The 20,655-nt window shown below is 34.4% G+C and carries 17 protein-coding genes; 2 read left to right on the top strand and 15 right to left on the bottom strand.

Annotated elements, in window-relative coordinates:
• Nucleotides 1-66 precede the first annotated feature (66 nt).
• Together ACYSNV_RS00535 and ACYSNV_RS00540 are read left to right on the top strand one after the other, a co-directional pair.
• Entirely contained in the window at nt 67-2,073 is a 2,007-nt protein-coding gene (locus tag ACYSNV_RS00535) for a thioredoxin domain-containing protein (protein WP_461760613.1), read from the top strand.
• Between the two features lie 15 nt (nt 2,074-2,088).
• Nucleotides 2,089-2,850 carry a mechanosensitive ion channel family protein gene (locus tag ACYSNV_RS00540; RefSeq protein ID WP_461760614.1) on the top strand — a complete coding sequence of 254 codons (762 nt, stop codon included), beginning with the start codon at nt 2,089-2,091 and terminating at the stop codon, nt 2,848-2,850.
• Nucleotides 2,851-2,864: 14 nt separating this feature from the next.
• Here the strand turns inward: ACYSNV_RS00540 and tsaB are convergent, their stop codons facing one another.
• The 15 genes from tsaB to sov form a co-directional block, all read right to left on the bottom strand.
• Nucleotides 2,865-3,545 carry a tRNA (adenosine(37)-N6)-threonylcarbamoyltransferase complex dimerization subunit type 1 TsaB gene (gene tsaB, locus ACYSNV_RS00545; RefSeq protein ID WP_461760615.1) on the bottom strand — a complete coding sequence of 227 codons (681 nt, stop codon included), beginning with the start codon at nt 3,543-3,545 and terminating at the stop codon, nt 2,865-2,867.
• Nucleotides 3,546-3,552: 7 nt separating this feature from the next.
• On the bottom strand, nt 3,553-4,830 hold the full coding sequence (locus ACYSNV_RS00550; RefSeq protein ID WP_461760616.1) for an efflux RND transporter periplasmic adaptor subunit: 1,278 nt from the start codon (nt 4,828-4,830) through the stop codon (nt 3,553-3,555).
• Nucleotides 4,831-4,842: 12 nt separating this feature from the next.
• Nucleotides 4,843-6,276 carry a TolC family protein gene (locus ACYSNV_RS00555; RefSeq protein ID WP_461760617.1) on the bottom strand — a complete coding sequence of 478 codons (1,434 nt, stop codon included), beginning with the start codon at nt 6,274-6,276 and terminating at the stop codon, nt 4,843-4,845.
• 88 nt (nt 6,277-6,364) lie between these two features.
• Nucleotides 6,365-6,601, bottom strand: a complete 237-nt coding sequence (locus ACYSNV_RS00560; RefSeq protein ID WP_461760618.1) for a hypothetical protein — start codon at nt 6,599-6,601, stop codon at nt 6,365-6,367.
• A gap of 10 nt (nt 6,602-6,611) precedes the next feature.
• Nucleotides 6,612-7,157, bottom strand: a complete 546-nt coding sequence (locus ACYSNV_RS00565; RefSeq protein ID WP_461760619.1) for a DUF420 domain-containing protein — start codon at nt 7,155-7,157, stop codon at nt 6,612-6,614.
• A gap of 3 nt (nt 7,158-7,160) precedes the next feature.
• Entirely contained in the window at nt 7,161-7,784 is a 624-nt protein-coding gene (locus ACYSNV_RS00570) for an SCO family protein (protein WP_461760620.1), read from the bottom strand.
• Nucleotides 7,785-7,786: 2 nt separating this feature from the next.
• On the bottom strand, nt 7,787-8,443 hold the full coding sequence (locus ACYSNV_RS00575; RefSeq protein WP_461760621.1) for a hypothetical protein: 657 nt from the start codon (nt 8,441-8,443) through the stop codon (nt 7,787-7,789).
• Nucleotides 8,444-8,525: 82 nt separating this feature from the next.
• The gene (locus ACYSNV_RS00580; protein WP_461760622.1) at nt 8,526-8,879 is read right to left on the bottom strand and encodes a cytochrome C oxidase subunit IV family protein; all 354 of its coding nucleotides are present in this window, start codon (nt 8,877-8,879) and stop codon (nt 8,526-8,528) included.
• A 19-nt stretch (nt 8,880-8,898) separates the two neighbouring features.
• On the bottom strand, nt 8,899-9,894 hold the full coding sequence (locus ACYSNV_RS00585; RefSeq protein WP_461760623.1) for a cytochrome c oxidase subunit 3: 996 nt from the start codon (nt 9,892-9,894) through the stop codon (nt 8,899-8,901).
• A gap of 44 nt (nt 9,895-9,938) precedes the next feature.
• Complete coding sequence (locus ACYSNV_RS00590; RefSeq protein WP_461760624.1) at nt 9,939-10,523, bottom strand: cytochrome c oxidase subunit 3; 585 nt, start codon at nt 10,521-10,523, stop codon at nt 9,939-9,941.
• Between the two features lie 3 nt (nt 10,524-10,526).
• A complete protein-coding gene (gene cyoE / locus ACYSNV_RS00595) occupies nt 10,527-11,429 on the bottom strand; it encodes a heme o synthase (RefSeq protein ID WP_461760625.1) in 903 nt (300 codons plus the stop codon).
• A gap of 106 nt (nt 11,430-11,535) precedes the next feature.
• On the bottom strand, nt 11,536-12,288 hold the full coding sequence (deoC, locus tag ACYSNV_RS00600) for a deoxyribose-phosphate aldolase (protein ID WP_461760626.1): 753 nt from the start codon (nt 12,286-12,288) through the stop codon (nt 11,536-11,538).
• 29 nt (nt 12,289-12,317) lie between these two features.
• Nucleotides 12,318-12,749 (bottom strand): VanZ family protein, encoded by a 432-nt coding sequence (locus ACYSNV_RS00605; protein ID WP_461760627.1) that lies wholly within the window; start codon nt 12,747-12,749, stop codon nt 12,318-12,320.
• A complete protein-coding gene (gcvH, locus tag ACYSNV_RS00610) occupies nt 12,703-13,083 on the bottom strand; it encodes a glycine cleavage system protein GcvH (protein WP_461760628.1) in 381 nt (126 codons plus the stop codon). The genes ACYSNV_RS00605 and gcvH overlap by 47 nt, the downstream gene beginning before the upstream one ends.
• 59 nt (nt 13,084-13,142) lie before the next feature.
• Nucleotides 13,143-20,591, bottom strand: coding sequence for a T9SS outer membrane translocon Sov/SprA (sov, locus tag ACYSNV_RS00615; protein WP_461761066.1), 7,449 nt, complete (start codon nt 20,589-20,591; stop codon nt 13,143-13,145).
• Between the last annotated feature and the right edge of the window lie 64 nt (nt 20,592-20,655).

Here is a 20,655-nt window from a genome sequence, read left to right on the forward strand (position 1 = left end):
TACCAAATTTATCAAAATCCTTACGTATCTTTATCCAGAATTACTAGCCGCTTAAAATAACTTTCTATGCCAAACCAATTAATCTTTGAAACAAGTCCCTATCTATTACAACATGCTCAAAATCCGGTAGATTGGCAGCCATACAACCAACAAGCCTTTGACAAGGCCCAAAAACAAAACAAACTACTTGTTATTAGTATTGGCTATTCCACCTGTCATTGGTGTCATGTCATGGAAAAGGAAAGCTTCGAAAACAAGCAAGTTGCCCAGGTAATGAATACTAACTTTATCAACATAAAGGTAGACCGTGAAGAGTTACCCGATGTGGATAATTACTATATAAAAGCTGTTCAATTAATGACCAAGCAAGCCGGGTGGCCTTTAAATGTAGTTTGTCTGCCTGATGGTAGAGCTATATGGGGAGGTACTTATTTTAAGACAGAGCACTGGATTGAATCCTTAGAACAACTACAACAACTCTATCAAAGCAATCCTGAAAAAGTCTTAGAGTTTGCCCAAAAATTAGATCAAGGTGTTAGTATTTTAAGTAAAGGTCCCGTTTTAGATCAGAGCAATCGCTTTAACGTAGAGCTGTTAGTAGATAAATGGGCTAAAAGTTTTGATTGGGAATACGGAGGATATAGCAAAAGTCCTAAATTCATGATGCCAAATAATTTGCTTTACTTACAACGCTTGGCTGTGCTAAATAAGGATGATAAAATTCTACAATACATTGATCTTACTCTTACAAAAATGGCTTGGGGAGGTATTTTTGACCCTATCCAAGGTGGTTTTTGTAGGTATTCGGTTGATTATAAATGGCATATACCTCATTTTGAAAAAATGCTCTATGACAACGCGCAGCTTTTAAGTGTTTATAGCGATGGATACAAGCGTTGTGAAAACCCCTTGTATAAACAAGTAATACAAAAAACTATTGATTTTATAACAACTTGTTTCTCTAACAAGCAAGGCGGATATTACAGTGCTTTAGACGCAGATAGTCTTAATGCTGATAGCCAATTAGTAGAAGGTGCTTATTATACCTGGAGTAAAGAAGAACTGCAAGAGATTTTACAAGATGATTTCTACGTTTTTAGTCAAATATTCAATATTAATGATTTTGGATATTGGGATCACGAAAAACAATACGTCTTAATCCAAGATAAACCATTACAACTCATTGCTGAACAAAATAATATAACTTTAGAATCACTAATTCAGAAAAAGAAAAAGTGGGAAGAGTTATTAGAAAAACATAGAAAAAAAAGAAAACCCCCACATTTAGATCATAAAATTATAACAAGTTGGAATGCTATGTTAATCCAAGGTCTTTTAGATAGTTATAGTGCACTTGCTTTGGATAGTTATTTACAGTTAGCAAAACAAAGTTTTGATTTTCTTTACCGTGAACTCTATGACATAGATAAAGGACTGTATCACAGTATGACCAATCAACAAACTGGACCCGATGCTTACATGGATGACTATGCTTTTTTTATACAAGCAGCATTGGGACTATATCAATTTACTGGTGAAACTAAATACCTACATATAGCAAAGAAATGTTGTGATGTTACATTGGATTATTTTTGGGATCAAAAAAGTGGATTCTTCTTTTTCTCAAAGTCAAAAAACCAGGCTGTTTTACCAAGTATAGAAACCGAAGACAATGTGATTGTAAGCTGCAATTCGGTAATGGCCAAAAATCTTTTACAATTAGGACTACTCTTTGAGAATTATCATTATACACAAATTGCAAAACATATGACCCAAGTGGTACTAAGCCAAATCGACTACGGGTCGGCCTACTCCAATTGGTTATTGGTACAATTATATATTGATAATCCTTCTGAATTAGTAATTACAGGTAAAGATGCGGTTAAAAAAGTTTTAAAACTCCATCGAAAAATTATCACTCGTGCTTTGATATACCCCGTAACACAACCATCTCAGGTACCCTATTTAAATAAACCTATGTATGACCAAAAAAATGCATTTTATTTATGCACACAACACAACTGTTTACCAGTAGAATTTAAGGAAACATTTTTAACTAAAATCACCCTATAAATTAACCCCATGCAAATGTTAGATCAACTTTTAACAGGCTACTTACAAAAAATAGTCAAGTTTATACCCGATATCTTTAATTCCATTATAATCCTGATTATAGGTATATGGATCATTAAGGTGTTAAAGCGAATAGCGAAAAAAATATTCTTAGAAAAAAGAATTGACCCGACTTTCGCAAGTTTTTTAATTGACTCTTTAATCTGGGGGCTACGGGTATTATTATTTGTGGTAATTGCCTCTAAAATGGGAATACAAACCAGTTCGTTTGTAGCCATTGTTGGTGCGATGAGCTTAGCAATAGGACTTTCTTTACAAGGCTCACTTAGTAATTTTGCAGGAGGAGTTTTGATTATTCTTTTTAAACCTTTTCGCATTGGTGATATTATCGAGGCACAGGGAGAAAGCGGAAAAGTTGTGGCCATACATATTTTTTCTACCCAAATAGTAACTTACCAAAACAATATGCTTTATATACCAAATGGGATATTATCTAATGGTAAAATAAAAAACGTTACTCAAAATAACCTACGACGAGCCGAGGTTAACTTTCAAAGCAAGTTACCTGTAGACTCCAGTAAATTTATCGAGTCGTTACTTCAGGAATTAAATGAGGTAGAACATATAATTTCACAACCAAAACCAAGAGTATTAATTAAAGAGTTATTAGACACTAAAATCACCTACCAGGTCCAATTTTGGGTTGAGAATAGCAATTACACACTCACATGTTCTAAAGTTCTTTTAATGGCAAAAAAAATAAGTGATACTCTTTAGCATCACTTATTTTTTTATTGTTTACTTTTTTTTGTAGTCATCACAAAATCTTTCAAATAAAACGGTTCAAAGTAAGCCGTATCAACAAATTGCTTTTTGATAAACTTATCATAACTTATTTGCACCATTTCTTTGGCAGATGGGTACAGGTTATCCTCCAAAAATATCGTATTACTTCTTTGTAAAATATCCTTGCATTTCAAGGCTCCATCTCCTAAAAAATATACAGGTTGATCATCGGGCAAAGTATCAAAATTACCAGGTTCAATTACATTGGCCTCAATACCTCTGATTTGGTTGTAATCTTGATCAAAGATTGCCGAAAAAACCTCCATCCTTCTAGCATCTAACATACAAACTATCCATCCCTTGTCAATTTGTACCTGACGGGCCAAAACCTCTAAGGTATCTACAGCAATCATAGGGATATCAAGAGCATAACACAAACCTTTTACAGAAGACACACCAATTCTTAATCCCGTATATGATCCCGGGCCTTGACTTACAGCAATTGCATCTAAGTCACTAAAAACTAATTTATTTTCCTGTAATAACTCTTGAATAAATACGTGTAGTTTTTCAGCATGCGAAAAATTTTGTTCAGCTATTTGTTTTACCGCAACTAACTTACCATCTACAGATAAGCTAACCGAGCAGTTTTTAGTTGCTGTTTCTATGTTTAATATTGTAATCATTATTTAATTATTCGACCTTTTGGTCATTTTGCGTATTGTCTTTATTTTGACTACTTACCTTATCGGATTGCTTTAAAGTACGACTAACCACCGTATATGGACCTGTAATAATTTGGTCGCCTGGCTCAAGTCCTTCAATCACCTCGATATATTGCGAGTCTTGAATTCCTGTTTTAATAAACTTAATTTTTGCGATATCCCCTTGTTTGACAAAAACTGCCTCTTGAGCCGTTTCTCTTTCTAAAGCATCTTTACCACTTGACTTTGTTATAGTATCATTCACCGTCTTAACTACAACGGCTGAAATTGGTACAGCATAAATATCTTTTTTCACCTGGGTAATAATATCAACTGCAGCAGTCATACCTGGTCGAAAAGGAGAATAATTCTCCACATCTTTATCAATTAAATCTAGATAAGAGTCCTCTAAAATTTTTATTTTTACTTTAAAAGTTGTTACCTGATCTGAGGCTAAAGTTGTATTAGAAGCGGAATTAGAAATACTAGTAACCTCTCCTTTAAACTCCTTTTTACTGTATGCATCTACATTTATTATAACCGGATCACCCTCTTTAATCTTAACAATATCATTCTCATTTACATCAACCTCCACTTCCATCTTAGATAAATTGGCTATACGTAGAAGTTCGGTACCTGCCATTTGCTGGGTACCTAATACTCGCTCACCTAGTTCTACATCTACCCTTGATATTGTACCATAAGTTGGAGCATAGATAGTTGTTCGAAGAAGGTTTCTTTGAGCCTCGGTTAAAGCTGCCTTTGCACTCTCTACATTATAAAAAGCGGAATTATGATTGGCCTTGGCTGACTCATAAGCAGAAACAATCTTATCCCATTCCGATCCTGAAATAACCCCCTTTTCAATTAAGCTACTATTACGATTATAATTTGCTTTGGCCTCAATTAATTGCGCCTCAGCCATAGATAATCCTGCCACACTCGTTGCTAAAAGAGCTTTATTACGATCTACCGAAGACTCGTAAATATCGGGATTAATTTCCACCAATAGATCACCTTTTTGAACAACTTGTCCTTCTTTAATTGGCAAATTTATAATTTCTCCAGAAACTTCTGAGGAAATTTTAATTTCTATTTCCGGTTGAATTTTTCCAGTACCTGTAACTATCTGAGTAATAGTTTTACTTTCTAATTCTACTACATCTACATTGATGATTTTTTCATTTTTGTCAAATACACCACTAAAACCAATTGCTATAATTACTACAAGAATTATAACTATCCATATAATATGCTTTTTCTTCATTATTTTCATTTTTTAAAAAAGAGGGATACCAAAATAATATTCTAAAATTTTTGTTTTAAATATGTAATCATACTTAGCTTTTAACACCTCACTTTGAGCATTTACAAGCAACATTTGATTTTGATTTAACTCAAAGATATTTATTAAACCAACTTCATAACGCTCGTTGGCATATTCAAAACTCTTGTTTCGCGATTCTAAAGTCGCCTGACTTGCCTCAAAACTATTTAAAGAACTTTGGGTGTCGGTATAGGCTTTAAAAACCAACTGCTCTAATTTTAAAACAGCCTGTTCTTTTTCATTTTCCACTTGCTTTAATACAAGTTTATTTATACGAATATTATTTCTTGCTTTAAAACCATTAAAAATAGGTATTGACAAAGCAAACCCAAAATTAGAATTCAAATTATTTTTAAACTGGTCAAAAAAAGCATCTGGACCTGCCATTACTGGCCCGTAACTTTGGGTTAAAACAGCTTGATTGGTACCCTCAACAAAACCAATGGTACTTTGTACTCCTAGGTCCTTTTGACCAACCACACGATCTTGATAAGAAATCTGGGTAGCCAGGTTATAAAACCCTCTTAAAGTAGGTTGCATGGCACTCTTGGCTATTTGCACATTGCGCTGAGCAATATCTTGCTTAACTACTGCTGACTTGATATCGGTTAAACTCTCAAAGGCACGATTTGTAATCTCCCAAGGAGAGTAAGATAAAACATCACTTACTTGAATCTCGTATTGCTCATCAGAAATATCAAAGGTCTCGTAATCTTTAATTTGAAGAAGCTGGGCTAAGTTCAATTTAGCCATCACTAACTCGTTTTGAGAAATAATCAATCGTTGATTTGAAGTTGCTACAGTTGCTTTTGCCTCTAATAAATCTCCTGCAGGGACCGTACCGGCATCTACAAGAATCTCGGTACGTTGCATTTGACTTGTATCGTAATTCAATTGTTTCTCGTTGGTTAAAACCAGTTCTTTATTGAATAAAATTTGTAGATAAGAATTAATAACATTCAAGGAAATATCTTCCTTAATCTTTTGGGTTGAATAACTTGAAGCCAGAGCATCTAAGCGCGATTTAACCATGCGATGCTGCTTCTCCATACCCTTATATATATCAAGAGATAAACCTGCAGAAAAACTTGTTCCTTGCATGGTTTGACTATTAATAAAATTTTCCCTCGGATTAGATTTATCCACTATAGTCCAAGAGTGTTGGGAACCAGCACTAAGATTAGGTAAAAAATCATAAGATGCACTTTGCTTATTAACAATGGCGATTTCTTGCTCCAATTCGAGCTGTTTAACTTGGATATTATTCTCTACCGCGTAATTAATACACTGCTGTAAATCCCATTTTACCTGCTTTTCAGATTGTGCTAAACCGTTGTAATGACCACCTAGCAAGCACAAAAAAGCTAAAATAAAGGTTCTTATCATAATTAGATCATTTTACTAATAAGACGCACAAAATACACTTTTGTTACACTTGATGTAAAATAATAAAAAAACCGCTAGAAGTAGCGGTTTATGAACTTTTTTTAGCTATTGATTTACCTTTATAAACTCTATAGGTGAAAAAGAAGGCTAATCCAACTAGCAGATATGGAAAGATCATTAAATAAACAATCCCGTCATTAACAGCCTCAGCCTTAACTCCACCCTCTTCGGTCTCTAAAGCTGCTCTACACATGGCGCACTGAGCATTAGCACTAATAGTTGCTAAAAAACCAACTAATAAAAACCATTTAGACTTTTTGATCATAGCTTAAATTTTAATGAATATAATATGGGGAAATCATCAAATATACAATCACCCCGGTTACAGCCACATATAACCACATTGGGTAAGTAATACGAGCCAGTTTCTTATGCCTTTGATACGAACCTGCAATTCCTCGTACAAAAGTTATTAAAACAAATGGGATAATAATAATTGATAATAAAATATGGGTAATCAAAATAAAAAAATACACGTATCTAATAATTCCCTGACCACCATATTTTGTTTCTATACTAGTCATATGGTAAGCAACATACATAGCTAGAAAAGCAACTGAACAAGCTATACACGCCTTAATTAAATTCTCATGTACTTTCACATTACCATTTTTTATTGCTCGAACTGCCAAAACTAGCAATACGGCAGTAACACCGTTTATAGTAGCATAAATAGGAGGCAGAAAACTAAGTGGCTTTACATCGTAACCTAATTTTTGTAGATTTACACCAAATAAAATAGCCACAACAATTGGAATAACAATGGATAAAGTCCATATCCATTTATTATATTTTTTTTCTAAATCTTTTGAATCTTGCATTTTTTATTTACCTAATAATAACTTAATATCTTCTTTAATCATCTCTAAGCCTTCATCTGTTGTTCCATCGTAATACAAAATTGGATTACCAAACTCATCCTCTCTACAGCGAATGTTTCCATCCTGATCAATTAAAGCAAATAATCCCGAATGCTCAAATCCTCCCGGTGCCTCTGGATTAACACCTGTATATAAATTAAACTGAGCAGCTAGATCGTAAATATACTTTGAATCTCCTGTTAACATATACCAATAGGGATTCTTTACTCCTAAATCATCCGCATGACTTTTTAAAGCCTCTACAGTATCATTGGTAGGATCAATGGTGATAGAAGCAATTCCAAACTTCATATTACCATAGAACTCCTTTTGTAGTTTTAACATGTTTTGATTCATAATCGGACAAATAGTTGGACAATTGGCAAAGAAAAATTCCACCACGTAAACCTTTCCTTTATAATCATCTTGAGTAACCAGCTTATTATTTTGATTGGTTAATTCAAAACCTGGAGCCTTACCCATAACATGTAAATCGGCGCCTTTAAACTTATCAATTATTATCGGCACAGCCCAAATTCCAAAAATTAGGATTATCAGTGAAATCCAGATATACGACTTATCTTTCATACTTATTTATCTTTATTAATACGTTTATATTCTTTTAAAGCCATTCGGTACTCAGCAAGGACAACCTTCACATCATCCATCATATCGTTATGAAGTTCAGCTGCTGAAATAGTAGAATAGCCCTCTTTATATTCAAAATCCCCTTTTTTATTTTTACCATTACGCCCACGAACATTAAGATTCTTATCAATAATATAAATATTTGTGCTAGCCAAATCTTCATCTAATTTGCCAACTAATCCAAGAGAGTTATAAAATTCTTTGATTTGTTCTGGCTCTAGAAATAAGTAATTCCAGTTAGACATATCCGATATAGGCGAAAGCTCATCCACCACCTTTTGCGCTTGTTGCTCACTACCTTTAGGAAGAACAAGAATTAATTGGAAATCCTCAAAATCTTGATATCTCTTGTATATCTTTTGATTCAAATTAAAAGCGTCTCCTCTATCTTTAAATAAATGAGCACCTGGAAAGCCAAGTACGGTAATTTTACCCTCTAATTTAGGATCATTTCCTAAAGAAGAACTACCTTGGGGGAGTTCAGATACCCCCTCTGTGATAATTGGTAATCTTTGAAATTGATTCACACCCGTAGCAAAAAACAAATATGCACTAATAGGCATAATAAATAACAAAGATAAAACTAGGTATTTTTTCATTCTATAAACTAATTACTTACTGTAACAGACAAAAATAAAAAAAGGCGGTCAATAAACCGCCTTTTAATATTATAATATGTTATTAAAAAATCCATCTTATTTGGGATTCTTGATAAACGTCAAATACGTAGTTTCCTTCGATTAAAACTAATGTAATTAAATAAACACATAAGAAAGATAAAATCCCTGCTACAGACCATCTAAAGCCTTTAGGTTCACCTTCTAAGTGCATGAAAGACCACATGATATAATATGCTTTCCAAATTGTTAAAATAATGAAGATATAATTTAACACACTAAGACCAAAAAGGTGTACATGATGTAACATATCTGGTTTATATATTCCTAATACTACCTCAACAATTGTGATAAGTGATAAGATAATAAATACCTTCCAGATTTTCTTTGTATTTGATTGATGTCCTTCTGCTGCCATTTCAATAATATTTTTAAAATTAAACTAAATAGAAGAATGTAAATACGAACACCCATACAAGGTCAACGAAGTGCCAGTATAATCCCCCTTTTTCAACCATTTCATAACTTCCTCTTCTATCGTATGTTCCCATTAGAACGTTAAAGAAGATAATAGTATTAATTAAAATACCTGTGAAAACGTGAAATCCGTGAAAACCAGTAATAAAGAAGAAAAAGTCTCCGAAGGTTCTGTGACCATATTCGTTACGAATAAGGTTAGCTCCCTCAACTACAATCTTTCCATCCTTAAGACGAGCAATTGACTCCTCTCTGGTTAAAACCTCCTTAGATTTGTGTCCCGTGGCTGGATCTTCAATAGTAAACTGAGTTCTAATTTTAAGATCTGGATTAGCTAAGAATCCCTTAGTAACCTCCTCTAAAGAGTAAGTAGGAACTGAAGGTCCACTCATAAACCAGAAACCTTCATTTCTTGTTAAAGTACTCTCATCTCTATTTTTGTCTAAAATAGCAAAATCACCTAATGCAATTTGTTTATTATCCGCACCTACGAATTGTAAAATCGCACCTCCTTTCGTTTCAACAGCACCGTATGTTCCATTGATAAAGTTTTTCCACTCCCATGCTTGTGACCCAAGGAAAACTAATCCTCCAATAATTGTCATAAACATGTAAGTAGCAACCTTATTTCTTTTCATTTGGTGTCCTGCATCTACAGCTAAAACCATAGTAACAGATGAAAAAATCAAGATAAAGGTCATCAATGCCACATAGTACATTGGTGCATCTACCCCGTGCAAGAAAGGGAAGTGGTTAAATACCTCATCCGCGATTGGCCAAGAATTCATAAACTTGTATCTTGTAAAGCCATATCCTACAAGGAATCCACAAAAGGTTAATGAATCTGATAATATGAAATACCACATCATCATTTTACCGTAGCTTACTTTAAAGGGCTCATTTCCTCCACCCCATGTTGTTTCTTTAGTAGCTGCTGTAGTAACTGTCGCTCCCATAAAAAGTTGTTAGTTATAAAGTTCTCAAATTTAGTTTATTTTTTTTACTTATAGAATGTAAAAAACAAAAACAAGTAAATCCATAACAATCCTAAGAAATGCCAGAACCACCCACACAGCTCAATACCAATGTGTTGCTGTGCATTATATTTTTGTTTAAAATGATTATAAATTACAACCATAAGTGCAATCATACCTCCTACAAGGTGTGCAATATGAACAATTACAATGACATATAAAAATGAAGTTGTAACTGAACTCTCACTTCCAGTGAAAAAATATCCCTCCGAAATAATTTCTCCAAAGCCTTCGAACTGCAAAAAAACAAATAAGAATCCTAATATCAAAGTAGAAAGTAAATAAACTGTCGCTTTTGTTTGTTGATTGACCAAAACAGCACGATATGCCATGTGAAATGTCAAACTACTAATTAGAATTACAATTGTGCTGTATAAAAAAGCGGATGGTAGAACGAAATTTTCTAACCAATCTGGGCGAGATTCACTAACCACATAGGCACTAGTAAGTCCTGCAAATACCATTGCAATACTTCCTATTGCAAATAGTAACATTATCTTTAAGGCTTTACCTTTTTTAAGGTATTCTTCGTGTTGAGTTAAAGTATCCATTGGTTATCTAAAAATTTTATCTAGTATATATATAATTTGAATTAGCGAAATATAAGTAACACTCACAAGCATCAGAGAACGTGCCATTTTTGCTGTTCTTGTTTTATATAATTTAATAGCTGCCCATAACATCCATAGTCCTGCTAAAAACACAAGCAATGCAGCTATTGGCGATAAATATAATCGTCCAGTTAACCCGGTGGCTGGTAATATAGAAACTATTATTAGCCATATGGTATACAAAATAATTTGCATAGCAGTCTTTGTATCTCTGTGTCCGGTAGGCAACATTGAAAATCCGCCTTTTTTATAATCATCATATAAAAACCATCCTATAGCCCAAAAATGAGGAAACTGCCAAAAAAACTGTATCAAAAATAATGTCCCAGCTTCTATACCAAAATTATCTGTCTCTGCAACCCATCCTAACATAAAAGGGATTGCTCCTGGGAAGGCACCCACAAACACAGATAAAGGAGTAACTGTCTTTAATGGAGTATATACACATGCATATAAAAAAATAGAAATCGCTCCAAACATTGCTGTTTTTGGATTCACAGCAAATAATATCCCGATTCCTATTAAGGTTAAAATAACCGCTAAAACAAATGCTGCACCAGGTGAAACTCTTCCCGAGGCTATTGGTCGGTTTTTAGTTCGATCCATTTTCGCATCCAAATCTTTTTCAATTATTTGATTATAGACATTGGAAGCTCCTACCATACAATATCCACCGACTGCAAGGGCAAGAATTACCCAGTAATTGATACTTCTTAAGTCAGGAACGGCAATAATATAACCTGCTATGGTGGAAAAAACCACACTAAAAGCAAGACCCATCTTGGTCATTTCCTTAAATTCCTTCAACACTGATACAGAGTTGTTTTTATTTGAAGTTATACTCAAAGCTGTTTAATTTTATTTTTTTAATTGCAGTGCAAATATAATTCAAATTTTAAAACAAACCTTAAAAACAAGCATACCTACTTTGATTATAACCTTTATTTAAGGTTTAATAAGAATTTGCTTGCCCAAAACCATCTACAATGACTTTTGCTGATGAAGTTCCTAATCTTTTAACACCTAAATTAATCATTTTAATTGCAGTATCTTGATCTTTAATTCCCCCAGAGGCCTTAACAGGAAGTGGTCCTGCGTTTTCTAGCATAATTTTAATTGCTTCATAAGTAGCGCCGTTGGGTTTACCATCTTGTGTTTTAAAAAAACCGGTAGAAGATTTCACATATACTTTCTCAAAAACTTCTTGTGGGAAGTTCTCAATTACTTCTTCTTTAATTAATTTGGTAAGTCCTGCAATTTGTTGCTCATTTAAAGCCGCAGTTTCAATAATCCATTTAACCACTTTAGAGGCTTTTAAGCCTAAAGCGGTACACTTTTTCACCTCTTGTTTTACTTTTGCTAAATCCCCTTTGATATAGCTGTTATAATCAACCACAAAATCAAGTTCATCAGCTCCATCAGCAATGGCTTTTTGTGCTTGATCTAATTTCTCTTGCAATCCTGCGTCTCCCAAAGGAAAATCAATCACCGTACCGACTAACACAGAACTCTTGGCATTATCAATAAGTTCTCTTGCCATGGATACCTGCTCGGGGCGAATCATTGCCAATTTAAATCCGTGAGATACAGCCTCATTAACCAAATCTTTCACTTGTTGGTTATTATCCTCTACCGACAACCCCGCTTGTTGTGGTGTTTTTAAGTAAGTAGAATCCATAAATTCCTTTAAATCTTTCTCTAACATAATTACTGTGTATTAAAGCAAAAAGCCCCTTAACAGGGGCTTTTTTTGTTATTTTTTTTTGTTATTGTTAAGCAGAGTAGTATTCCAAAGAAACTCCCTAAACAATTAGCAAAGAAATCTGCCCATTCTGCACTCCTACTACTTGTGAAATAATACTGAGCAAACTCAATACTTCCCCCTAGTAAGACCGCAACCATAAAGATAAGAAATGTTAATATACTTTTACTTGCTTTTAGTTGACTTTTTAATAAATACATCAACCACAGAAAGCTAAAAGTAAAGTAAAATACAAAATGTGCGATTTTATCTTTATATGGAACATCAAAAATAGATTCAGAGTTTAAGTTCTCTGCCTCTACTAAACATAAAATTATAACAAGTATAGTCCACAAAAGAGCTATACCTAAAATAATATTACGCCCCAATGATCTCTTTGTATTGCTCGTCTGAAAGTAAACCATCAATTTCTGAAGGCTCAGAAATCTTTAATTTTATCATCCATCCAGCTCCATAAGGATCTGTGTTTACTAATTCTGGCTCTGTGTCCAATCCTTCATTAAACTCAATAACTTCACCTGTTAATGGTAAAAATAGATCTGATACGGTTTTTACTGCCTCAACTGATCCAAAGATTTCGTCTTTATCTAGATTTTGATCTAATGTCTCCACCTCAACATAAACGATATCTCCTAACTCACTTTGTGCAAAGTCAGTAATTCCAATTGTTGCGATATCACCCTCGATAGAAACCCACTCGTGGTCCTTTGTGTACTTTAAATTAGCTGGTATGTTCATTTTAATTTAGTTTTTAGCAAATGTATAATAATATTACAATAAACTAAAGTCTGTAATGATTAATTTCCAAAATTGTATCGAATAGTTATTCCAGTCCTGATATTAGTAATTGGATACATTGTGGAAATAATAGCTTTGGAAAACGAATGATCATAAAAGAAAATAGCCGTTAAGTTCTGACTCAGCATATAATCAGCCGTTAAACGAAGTGACCAAGTGTTTTGACCACCTCCCATTTGATTATTCTGATAATCTAAATAGCGTATTAAAGTTTCGCGCTTACTTAATGTTATATCTGCTTTTATATTAACATCACTAGATATTCTACCCCCCATACCATTGTTGGCATAAGAAGAATTAAAACCTACATCTTTTATGCGGTATCCTAATCCCAGAATAAAATCCTGACCATGAGTTTCTGTCAATGAATTATTATCAAAACTCAAAGATAACATACGATCTTTTCTAACCTCAGCCAAAAAACGAATGGCCGAGCGAGTTTCTAAATCAATTCTTACAAGTGGATTAAATTGCTCGTACAAAGTTGCATTATTAATGATATCCTTCACAGGTTTATCTTTAGTTAAATCATTAGAATCATCTTTATCATAAAACGCAATATTGGTAGTATAGGAGCCTAAACTATAAGTAGCCTGGTATCCATGGGATACTGAAAATCGTCTGAAATTTTCACGAATAAAGCCAATTTTCATAAATCCGTTGTACTTTAAGTTCCAATTCGGCAATGGCATATCTCTAAACATCCCTGTTGAAACAGAAGAAGCATTAGATCCAGAATAAGCCGCCAAAAAAGCTGGCAAAATAACTGCTTGACTTTTTGAACTATAACCTATAGGATATCCATTTTGATCCAAATTAGCTGGATTCAATATATCTATACCATCTTGCAAGGCTAAGCGATTGGCTATAACTAAACGATTGTCTAACATTTTATCAAAAGCCGCAGAAGAGTTCAATGATGAACTTGAAAAAGATGTGGCCAAAAGGTTTGTAGATATATTAAAGTTCCCATAATTGTAAGGAGCTAGAGAAATATAATTATAATCACTCACTGTAAATTGCTCTGAGAAATTGTCAGATTTACTACGCATAGCAAACACATCAATAATCAAATCAGGAATAGGCATTAAAGTGGCATTTATATTTAATGTCTTATTAGAGATTTGAAGAAAAGGGTCACTTAAATTCGGAAAATCTGTTAGATAACCACCCTGAGCTGCAATTTGACGAACATCGCTTTGTCCACCAAATATAAAACCAAGGGTTGGTTTACTCGTACCAAAGAATCCTACATCAGGCATAAATCCTGGTAGCATGGTACCGCTGTTCTCGCTGTAATTAATTTGAATGTTTTTTATTGAAGTAATTAATCCAATAAAAACATCTTTAAATTTCCCTGCCACCGACTCTTTATTTTGAGTAACAGGATTTGTTTGTACCACTTTTTGTCCAGGAACAATAGCTGCTTTTTTAGTGTTATTATTAACCCTGTTTTGTCTAGATCTGTCAGTTTTTACCAAACCAATATATCTATATAATGCCTCCATGGAGAAAGAGGTATTTAAAGCCTGAGTTCTGGAGTTTTGAATTGTATTACCTAAACTATAAAATCGTCCCTCTAGTTCTACCTGAGAAAAAGACTCAGAAGCTTTTTGCCAGTTATAGGTCCCTGTAAAGTTATAGGAAGACCTGATAAAGGACAGAAAAGGAATCTTGTCAAAAGGTAAATCATAGGTAAGGTTTAACTGTTGAGTGAACTGATTTGGTGTTCCAATATCAAAGTAATCATCCCAGATTGTATTATTATTATCCACAATTCCAGTTTTACTCTCGTAATAATTTTTCACCACATTGTTACTACCTCCAACATATGTTAAACGTAAAGAGCGAGTCAAATCAAAATTAAAACCATAATTATAATTAAAAAAGTAATTGCGACGATATAACGGATCTAAGCCTATTCCCTGTACCTCAATGAGTCTGAATTGCTGTCTGTTAAACTGGCGTAATATATTGCTACTGAAATTTATATTCGAAGGTAGATAGTTAAAATTAAAATCTCTAAAAAGTGCAAAATATTCATTTTGTAAAAAACCTACCTTTTTAAGAGGCTCAACTACTTTAGGACTAAAAGAGTACGCATAATCTAAACTTGTTCTAACTTGCTGCTCTAGCATTGATTCAATCTCATAATCGTGATGTTTTGTTTCATTATAAGAGTGAGATACGGTAAAGTTTTCTACATCTATTGGAGTTGGTTTTCTATCTGAGTTTCGTTGCTTAGTTACCCCAATAAAATTAATACTTTTTCGTTTGGTATAATCAATAGCTCTTTTCTCAATAGCTTCGGCCTGAGCCGAACTCTTTGCATTACTTTTTACTAGGCTTAGTTTCAAATCCAAATTCCCCGGATCATACTCTGGGGTAACAACCTCTTCACTAACGGCATAATTAAATGGCACTACAACTCCCCATTTCTTTGGAAGTAAATGCCCTAAATTCACATTAGTAACCAAACTATATGATTTATAATCTTCCTTACTTCTTTGTTCAGGTCCTTGTTCTAAAGCACCAAATCCTGATGTAGAACGCATCCCAGTAGCAGAAATAGTAGCAAAATCAGCAATATTTGCATCTATACTAGCTGTAGCAGCCCATCCCCCTTTATTATCCATATCAGACAATCTTAATTCATCAAACCAGAACTCTCCAGCTAAATCCGTAAGACTCTCATTACGGATACCAAGCATCATCATTCGCACATTAGCAAAATTCGGATTCCCTTTAATTCCAACATACATATCTGGACGATCACCCCCTAAATCTTCAGCGCTTTTTTCATAGAAGATATTAATCCCATTGTTGGTACTACCAGATTGTTGTTGGTCGTTCATTTTTTGAATCTTAATCTTTGTTAACAAATCTAGATCAACTAAAAACTCGTTAATCTCTGGCCAAATTTCCTCCGGAGTACTTGCTCCAGGATTTGTAACTTTAAGAGGGATTCTTACTTGGTAATAATTATCAGTAATATCACTACCCAAACGAATAAAGGCATAGGCTTGATCATCCAATAAGCGTTTAGATGAGGATTCTGCCAAAGACTCAGCATGCACAAACATCCTAAGTTTTTTATACTGCCTCATATCTACATTAAATCCTTTATATACTCCACGGGCATCACCTGGTCTTAATCCATTTGGCTGTGCATTTGCATTTTTTGGATATAAACGAATAGATAAAGACTGCTCGTTTTGATTTATTAAAGTGTTATTTATATAGGCTTGTTCTCTTCGTACCCCAGGTGGAGTAACATATGGTATAGGTTTTCTATCAAAGTTATCCTGGGTATTAACAGCCGAAACATCGAAACCTGTATTAGATATCTTCTCTGGTTGTGACTCATCGGGTAATTGACCATTGGACCCTATTTGCATATCCCTATCGGATCTTCTCCAGTTAGAACGAACCAAATCCAAAGTTGCAAAACGCAATGTTATTTGAGTCTTAAATCCTGTCATATAAATACGCATAAAACGCATCGAACGAATTAAATCCTCAAAAGAAGCATCATCTGACCCGCCCATATTGGCTATATCTCCTTTGGCCTTCCCATTTTTATCAATAGGAATTTTAAATTGAATCCATCGAACACGTTCTAATTTACCATCAGCAAGTTGTGCCTGTTCCTCACGTACATCAACAACATAAGGGTCTCCTACCTTTAAATTAGCATGAACAGGAATTGCGTATTCCAAATAAGCATTAATGGTATTCATCGTGTTATCCGAATCAATATCTTCTGTATCAGGCAAATTATCCCCACCCCTTGAACCGGAAACAGGGCTATTGCCTTGGGTACCATTATAGTTAAAGTATCGTTCTATTATACCTCCTTGAGCATCTAAATAATGAACAAAATTATCTCCAGCTGGATCCTGCAAATGAGCAAAATCTTTAAACCATATTCGTTCTTGATCGTCATCTAATCCATCTAAACCTACATCTTGTAACTCGCGACTTAAAGCATCTACATCAAAGGCATAAATTAAAGAAGGAGCCGCGGGAACTCTACCCCAAATTGTTTCAATTGTAGTTACAGGATTTTGTGAGCTTCCAGGCAATCCATTCTCGTATTGTTTATAACCATCTCGTAACACGTCCTCTGAGATTAAACCAAAATTAAATCGTACTTCTCCTTTGTCGGTTAAATACTCATTGGAGAAACGATCTACTGATGTACCAACAAAAGGGTCCATCATCCAGAACTGAACAAATTCAATATTACTTTGCTCAAAATTAGTAGCGTTTAATCCTCTCATAATTCCCGCCCAGTTCCTAGAAGAATCTAAATTAGAACTACCATTGGTGTTTCTATATTTTGGGTTGAAATTATACGGACCTCTAATTGAAGGATAATAGGTTAAATCTAAAGTATTAATTACACGACTTTCGCCATAAGCAATATCCTTGGTTGGAAAAAGCTCTTCACTATAAATACGTCTTGTTTTACTTGAATTCAAATCATATTCATCCACTCCGTTAGGACGAGATCCTACGTAAAATGTTGGATCAATCATATACCAAGATAATTTAGCACGTCTAAAGCCATCTACAAGGGAGTAATTTCCAATAGTATTCTCCGCATCGGTAGACTGTTCGGTAAAAAATCCCAACGGTACAGATGCAAGTTTCCATGCTAAACTACCTTTAATATCAATATTGGATTGTGCAGCCTCAAAATCATCTAAATAACTAGTTGCCTCACCATTCATTTGATCAATTTTAGAGCTTCCAGGCTTTAAATATGCAAACTCTCCTCGTAAGGAAACTCTTGACTCCACATCAGTATCTATATTAGGAAGTTTATTTACCATTCGAGTTAAAAAAGGCACCTCAGTGGAATATTGTGCATGCAGTCCCCAGATAGTATTATTCACAGCTTCTTGCCCATAGGTACTCTTATGAGTCATTGGTCTTTCAGATAGTCTTAAGAAAGTTCCACCGAAAATCAAATCTTCACTTATTTTGTGTTCTACATTAAGTCCAAAAAAGCGTTTTGTTTGTTGACCAAACATCGTATTGTTCTCCACGGACACCTCTATAGGGGTATTTGAACCTTGTAAGGATGGATCTAGAATCATTACCCTTCCTCTGTTGTAATCCACTGTATAATCAATTCCCTCTACTAAAACTCTCCCTGCGGCTTTTACCACAACAGATCCTTGGGCTACATTATATGCCCCAATAGGTATACCCTCACCGTTTTGACTTGAGAATTTACCCTTTAAAAGAAATTTATTTTTACTACTTTGATTTCTAATAGCCGTAGATTTGGTACTTCGGTACAACTCGGCAAAAACATACTTTTTCTGATTAGCATTATAAGAGGCTTCATTATAATAATCGTCCGAATTACCACCTAAAGCCGATTCATCTAATTTTTGAAACAAATACTGTCCGAATGGTTCTACAGTGGTAAAAATAATTCGCCCATTAACAGCATCAATAGTAATTCCATCAAAACTATTTCTATTGGAATTATTACCACTTGACCCATAATTGGAATTTCCATATCCGGGATTTGATCCATAACCTTGGTTATTGTTCAAGTTTCCATTACTACCAAATCCATTATTACCACCATAGCCAGAGCCATACCCAGAATTATTATTATTCCCAGTAAATGAAGATGTTGGATTATTTGGATCATAAATATTTTGCAGATTTCCATTAGGTAAAAAATCGAAAAATCCATCCCCTCCTTTTTGAGGATCATTAACCGAATTTAATTGATCTAAATGGAATACATTTAATAATGGAGTTCGCTCGACTCCTTCAGGTAATGCATTACCATCCACAGACGAAATATAATTTAAAGGACTTGGATCTGTGTATAAAATATTAAATCTAAATTTTTCAGCAGTGACATAAGAAGCATTAGGTATTTGATATATATTTTTCATCATCAAATTCCAAACCGGAGCATGGGTAAGGGTTAAACTACTCTTAAGCATTTTTACTACAATACCCTGAGATAGTAACACATTATCATTACCTGGAGTAACGCTCCCTGAGTTCTCCGGAGCCACTTGTGTATCGGTTCCAAACTCTCCTACTTGATAAACTTTATCTCCCACTGTATATTGAAAAGCTACTGCCAAAACTTCATCATTGGATAAACGTTGGTTTAATGAAATATATCCAAGTTGTGTGTGATAGGTATATTCATTACTGTTTAGCTTTCTAGCACTCTCCAACTTCACAAAATCTCTTCCCTCTTGCACAGGTACATTAAATCCTTGAGTTCCTGAAGTACTATTTCTAATAGCAGAATTTAAAAAATATCCAGCTACCCCAATTTTATTAGGGTCGTATAAGTTATTACCATTATCTGGATAAGCATTACTTGCCGAATTCACAAAAAAGTTAGGATCTGAATTTGAAACCACTCGATCTCCATTGCCTTTAGGGTTTTTTCCCTCTCCAAGATCTTGAATTACTATTAAATTTCTAGAGTTGTTATTTGTGCTCCCCATTCTACTATACCTATTGGTTACCCACACTTCCACGCGAGTGATTCGAACCCTGGAGTTTATATAGGGATAGTTCTGTAAGGATTTATCGTAATTATTTCTAAAATATTGCGATAAGAAAAAGTGTCGATCCTCGTCGTAATCTAATGCATATAATTCAAAATCTTCTAAAGTACCAGCTCCTTGAGCTACTACTGTACTAGTTTCACTTTTTTGCTCAGAGAAAACTCCACTTATCGTGGTTCGTCCAAATTGTAACTCTGTACGTACACCAAATAAACTATGAGCTCCACGAATCAACGAGCCACTAATAGGCATACTAACATTACCAACCTCAATCTTTTTTATTATAGCATCCTCATCTGGCTCATAGGCCAACTTCATCATGTTCTGGAAATCAAATGTACTTTGGGTGTCGTAGTTAATATTAACTCCCATTCTAGTTCCAACCATTCCGTGTAATCCCATGCTGATACGTTGATCAAAATCAAACATCATATTGCGTCTGTTTCGTGGCGAAATAACTGGATTTTCCTGCTTGGTTAAACGAATTCCCATATCAAACTCAACCGACCCCGATGGCTTAACATCAATAGTATTAGATCCAAATATACCTTCGAAAAGTTTTGAATTCACATAATAACGAGGCAACATATCCCTTAAGGCTTCCTCGTCATCTAAACGCCCATGCATGGCATCGAACTTCATCTGAAAATACTTGCGTATTTCAGCCCGAATTACAAGTTGTTCAAATTCTTCTTTAGTAAGAATTGCAGGAAGAGAAATATCATAAGAATCAAATCCCCTAGCATAATAATACCTTTGAGTTACAGGATTATAACTATAGGATTCACGAATAAAACTAGGATCTGGCAAACGCACCTGTCCGGGATCATACCTTCTTTGAATTGTATCTTGTGATTGCTCAAACTCCTCCCACTGTTCTTGCATTTCTTGTTCCCACAAAGACTGTTGTTGTTGTTCAGAGGAAATTATTTCTTGTCCTTGTGAATTT

Source organism: Myroides sp. LJL119, from assembly GCF_054871605.1.

What these genes read in the sequence shown, in the direction of transcription:
- ACYSNV_RS00535 (WP_461760613.1), top strand. Translation starts at nt 67, where the DNA reads ATGCCAAACCAATTAATCTTTGAAACAAGTCCCTATCTATTACAACAT.
- ACYSNV_RS00540 (WP_461760614.1), top strand. Translation starts at nt 2,089, where the DNA reads ATGTTAGATCAACTTTTAACAGGCTACTTACAAAAAATAGTCAAGTTT.
- tsaB (WP_461760615.1), bottom strand. Translation starts at nt 3,545, where the DNA reads ATGATTACAATATTAAACATAGAAACAGCAACTAAAAACTGCTCGGTT.
- ACYSNV_RS00550 (WP_461760616.1), bottom strand. Translation starts at nt 4,830, where the DNA reads ATGAAGAAAAAGCATATTATATGGATAGTTATAATTCTTGTAGTAATT.
- ACYSNV_RS00555 (WP_461760617.1), bottom strand. Translation starts at nt 6,276, where the DNA reads ATGATAAGAACCTTTATTTTAGCTTTTTTGTGCTTGCTAGGTGGTCAT.
- ACYSNV_RS00560 (WP_461760618.1), bottom strand. Translation starts at nt 6,601, where the DNA reads ATGATCAAAAAGTCTAAATGGTTTTTATTAGTTGGTTTTTTAGCAACT.
- ACYSNV_RS00565 (WP_461760619.1), bottom strand. Translation starts at nt 7,157, where the DNA reads ATGCAAGATTCAAAAGATTTAGAAAAAAAATATAATAAATGGATATGG.
- ACYSNV_RS00570 (WP_461760620.1), bottom strand. Translation starts at nt 7,784, where the DNA reads ATGAAAGATAAGTCGTATATCTGGATTTCACTGATAATCCTAATTTTT.
- ACYSNV_RS00575 (WP_461760621.1), bottom strand. Translation starts at nt 8,443, where the DNA reads ATGAAAAAATACCTAGTTTTATCTTTGTTATTTATTATGCCTATTAGT.
- ACYSNV_RS00580 (WP_461760622.1), bottom strand. Translation starts at nt 8,879, where the DNA reads ATGGCAGCAGAAGGACATCAATCAAATACAAAGAAAATCTGGAAGGTA.
- ACYSNV_RS00585 (WP_461760623.1), bottom strand. Translation starts at nt 9,894, where the DNA reads ATGGGAGCGACAGTTACTACAGCAGCTACTAAAGAAACAACATGGGGT.
- ACYSNV_RS00590 (WP_461760624.1), bottom strand. Translation starts at nt 10,523, where the DNA reads ATGGATACTTTAACTCAACACGAAGAATACCTTAAAAAAGGTAAAGCC.
- deoC (WP_461760626.1), bottom strand. Translation starts at nt 12,288, where the DNA reads ATGTTAGAGAAAGATTTAAAGGAATTTATGGATTCTACTTACTTAAAA.
- ACYSNV_RS00605 (WP_461760627.1), bottom strand. Translation starts at nt 12,749, where the DNA reads ATGGTTTACTTTCAGACGAGCAATACAAAGAGATCATTGGGGCGTAAT.
- gcvH (WP_461760628.1), bottom strand. Translation starts at nt 13,083, where the DNA reads ATGAACATACCAGCTAATTTAAAGTACACAAAGGACCACGAGTGGGTT.
- sov (WP_461761066.1), bottom strand. Translation starts at nt 20,591, where the DNA reads ATGCAAGAACAGTGGGAGGAGTTTGAGCAATCACAAGATACAATTCAA.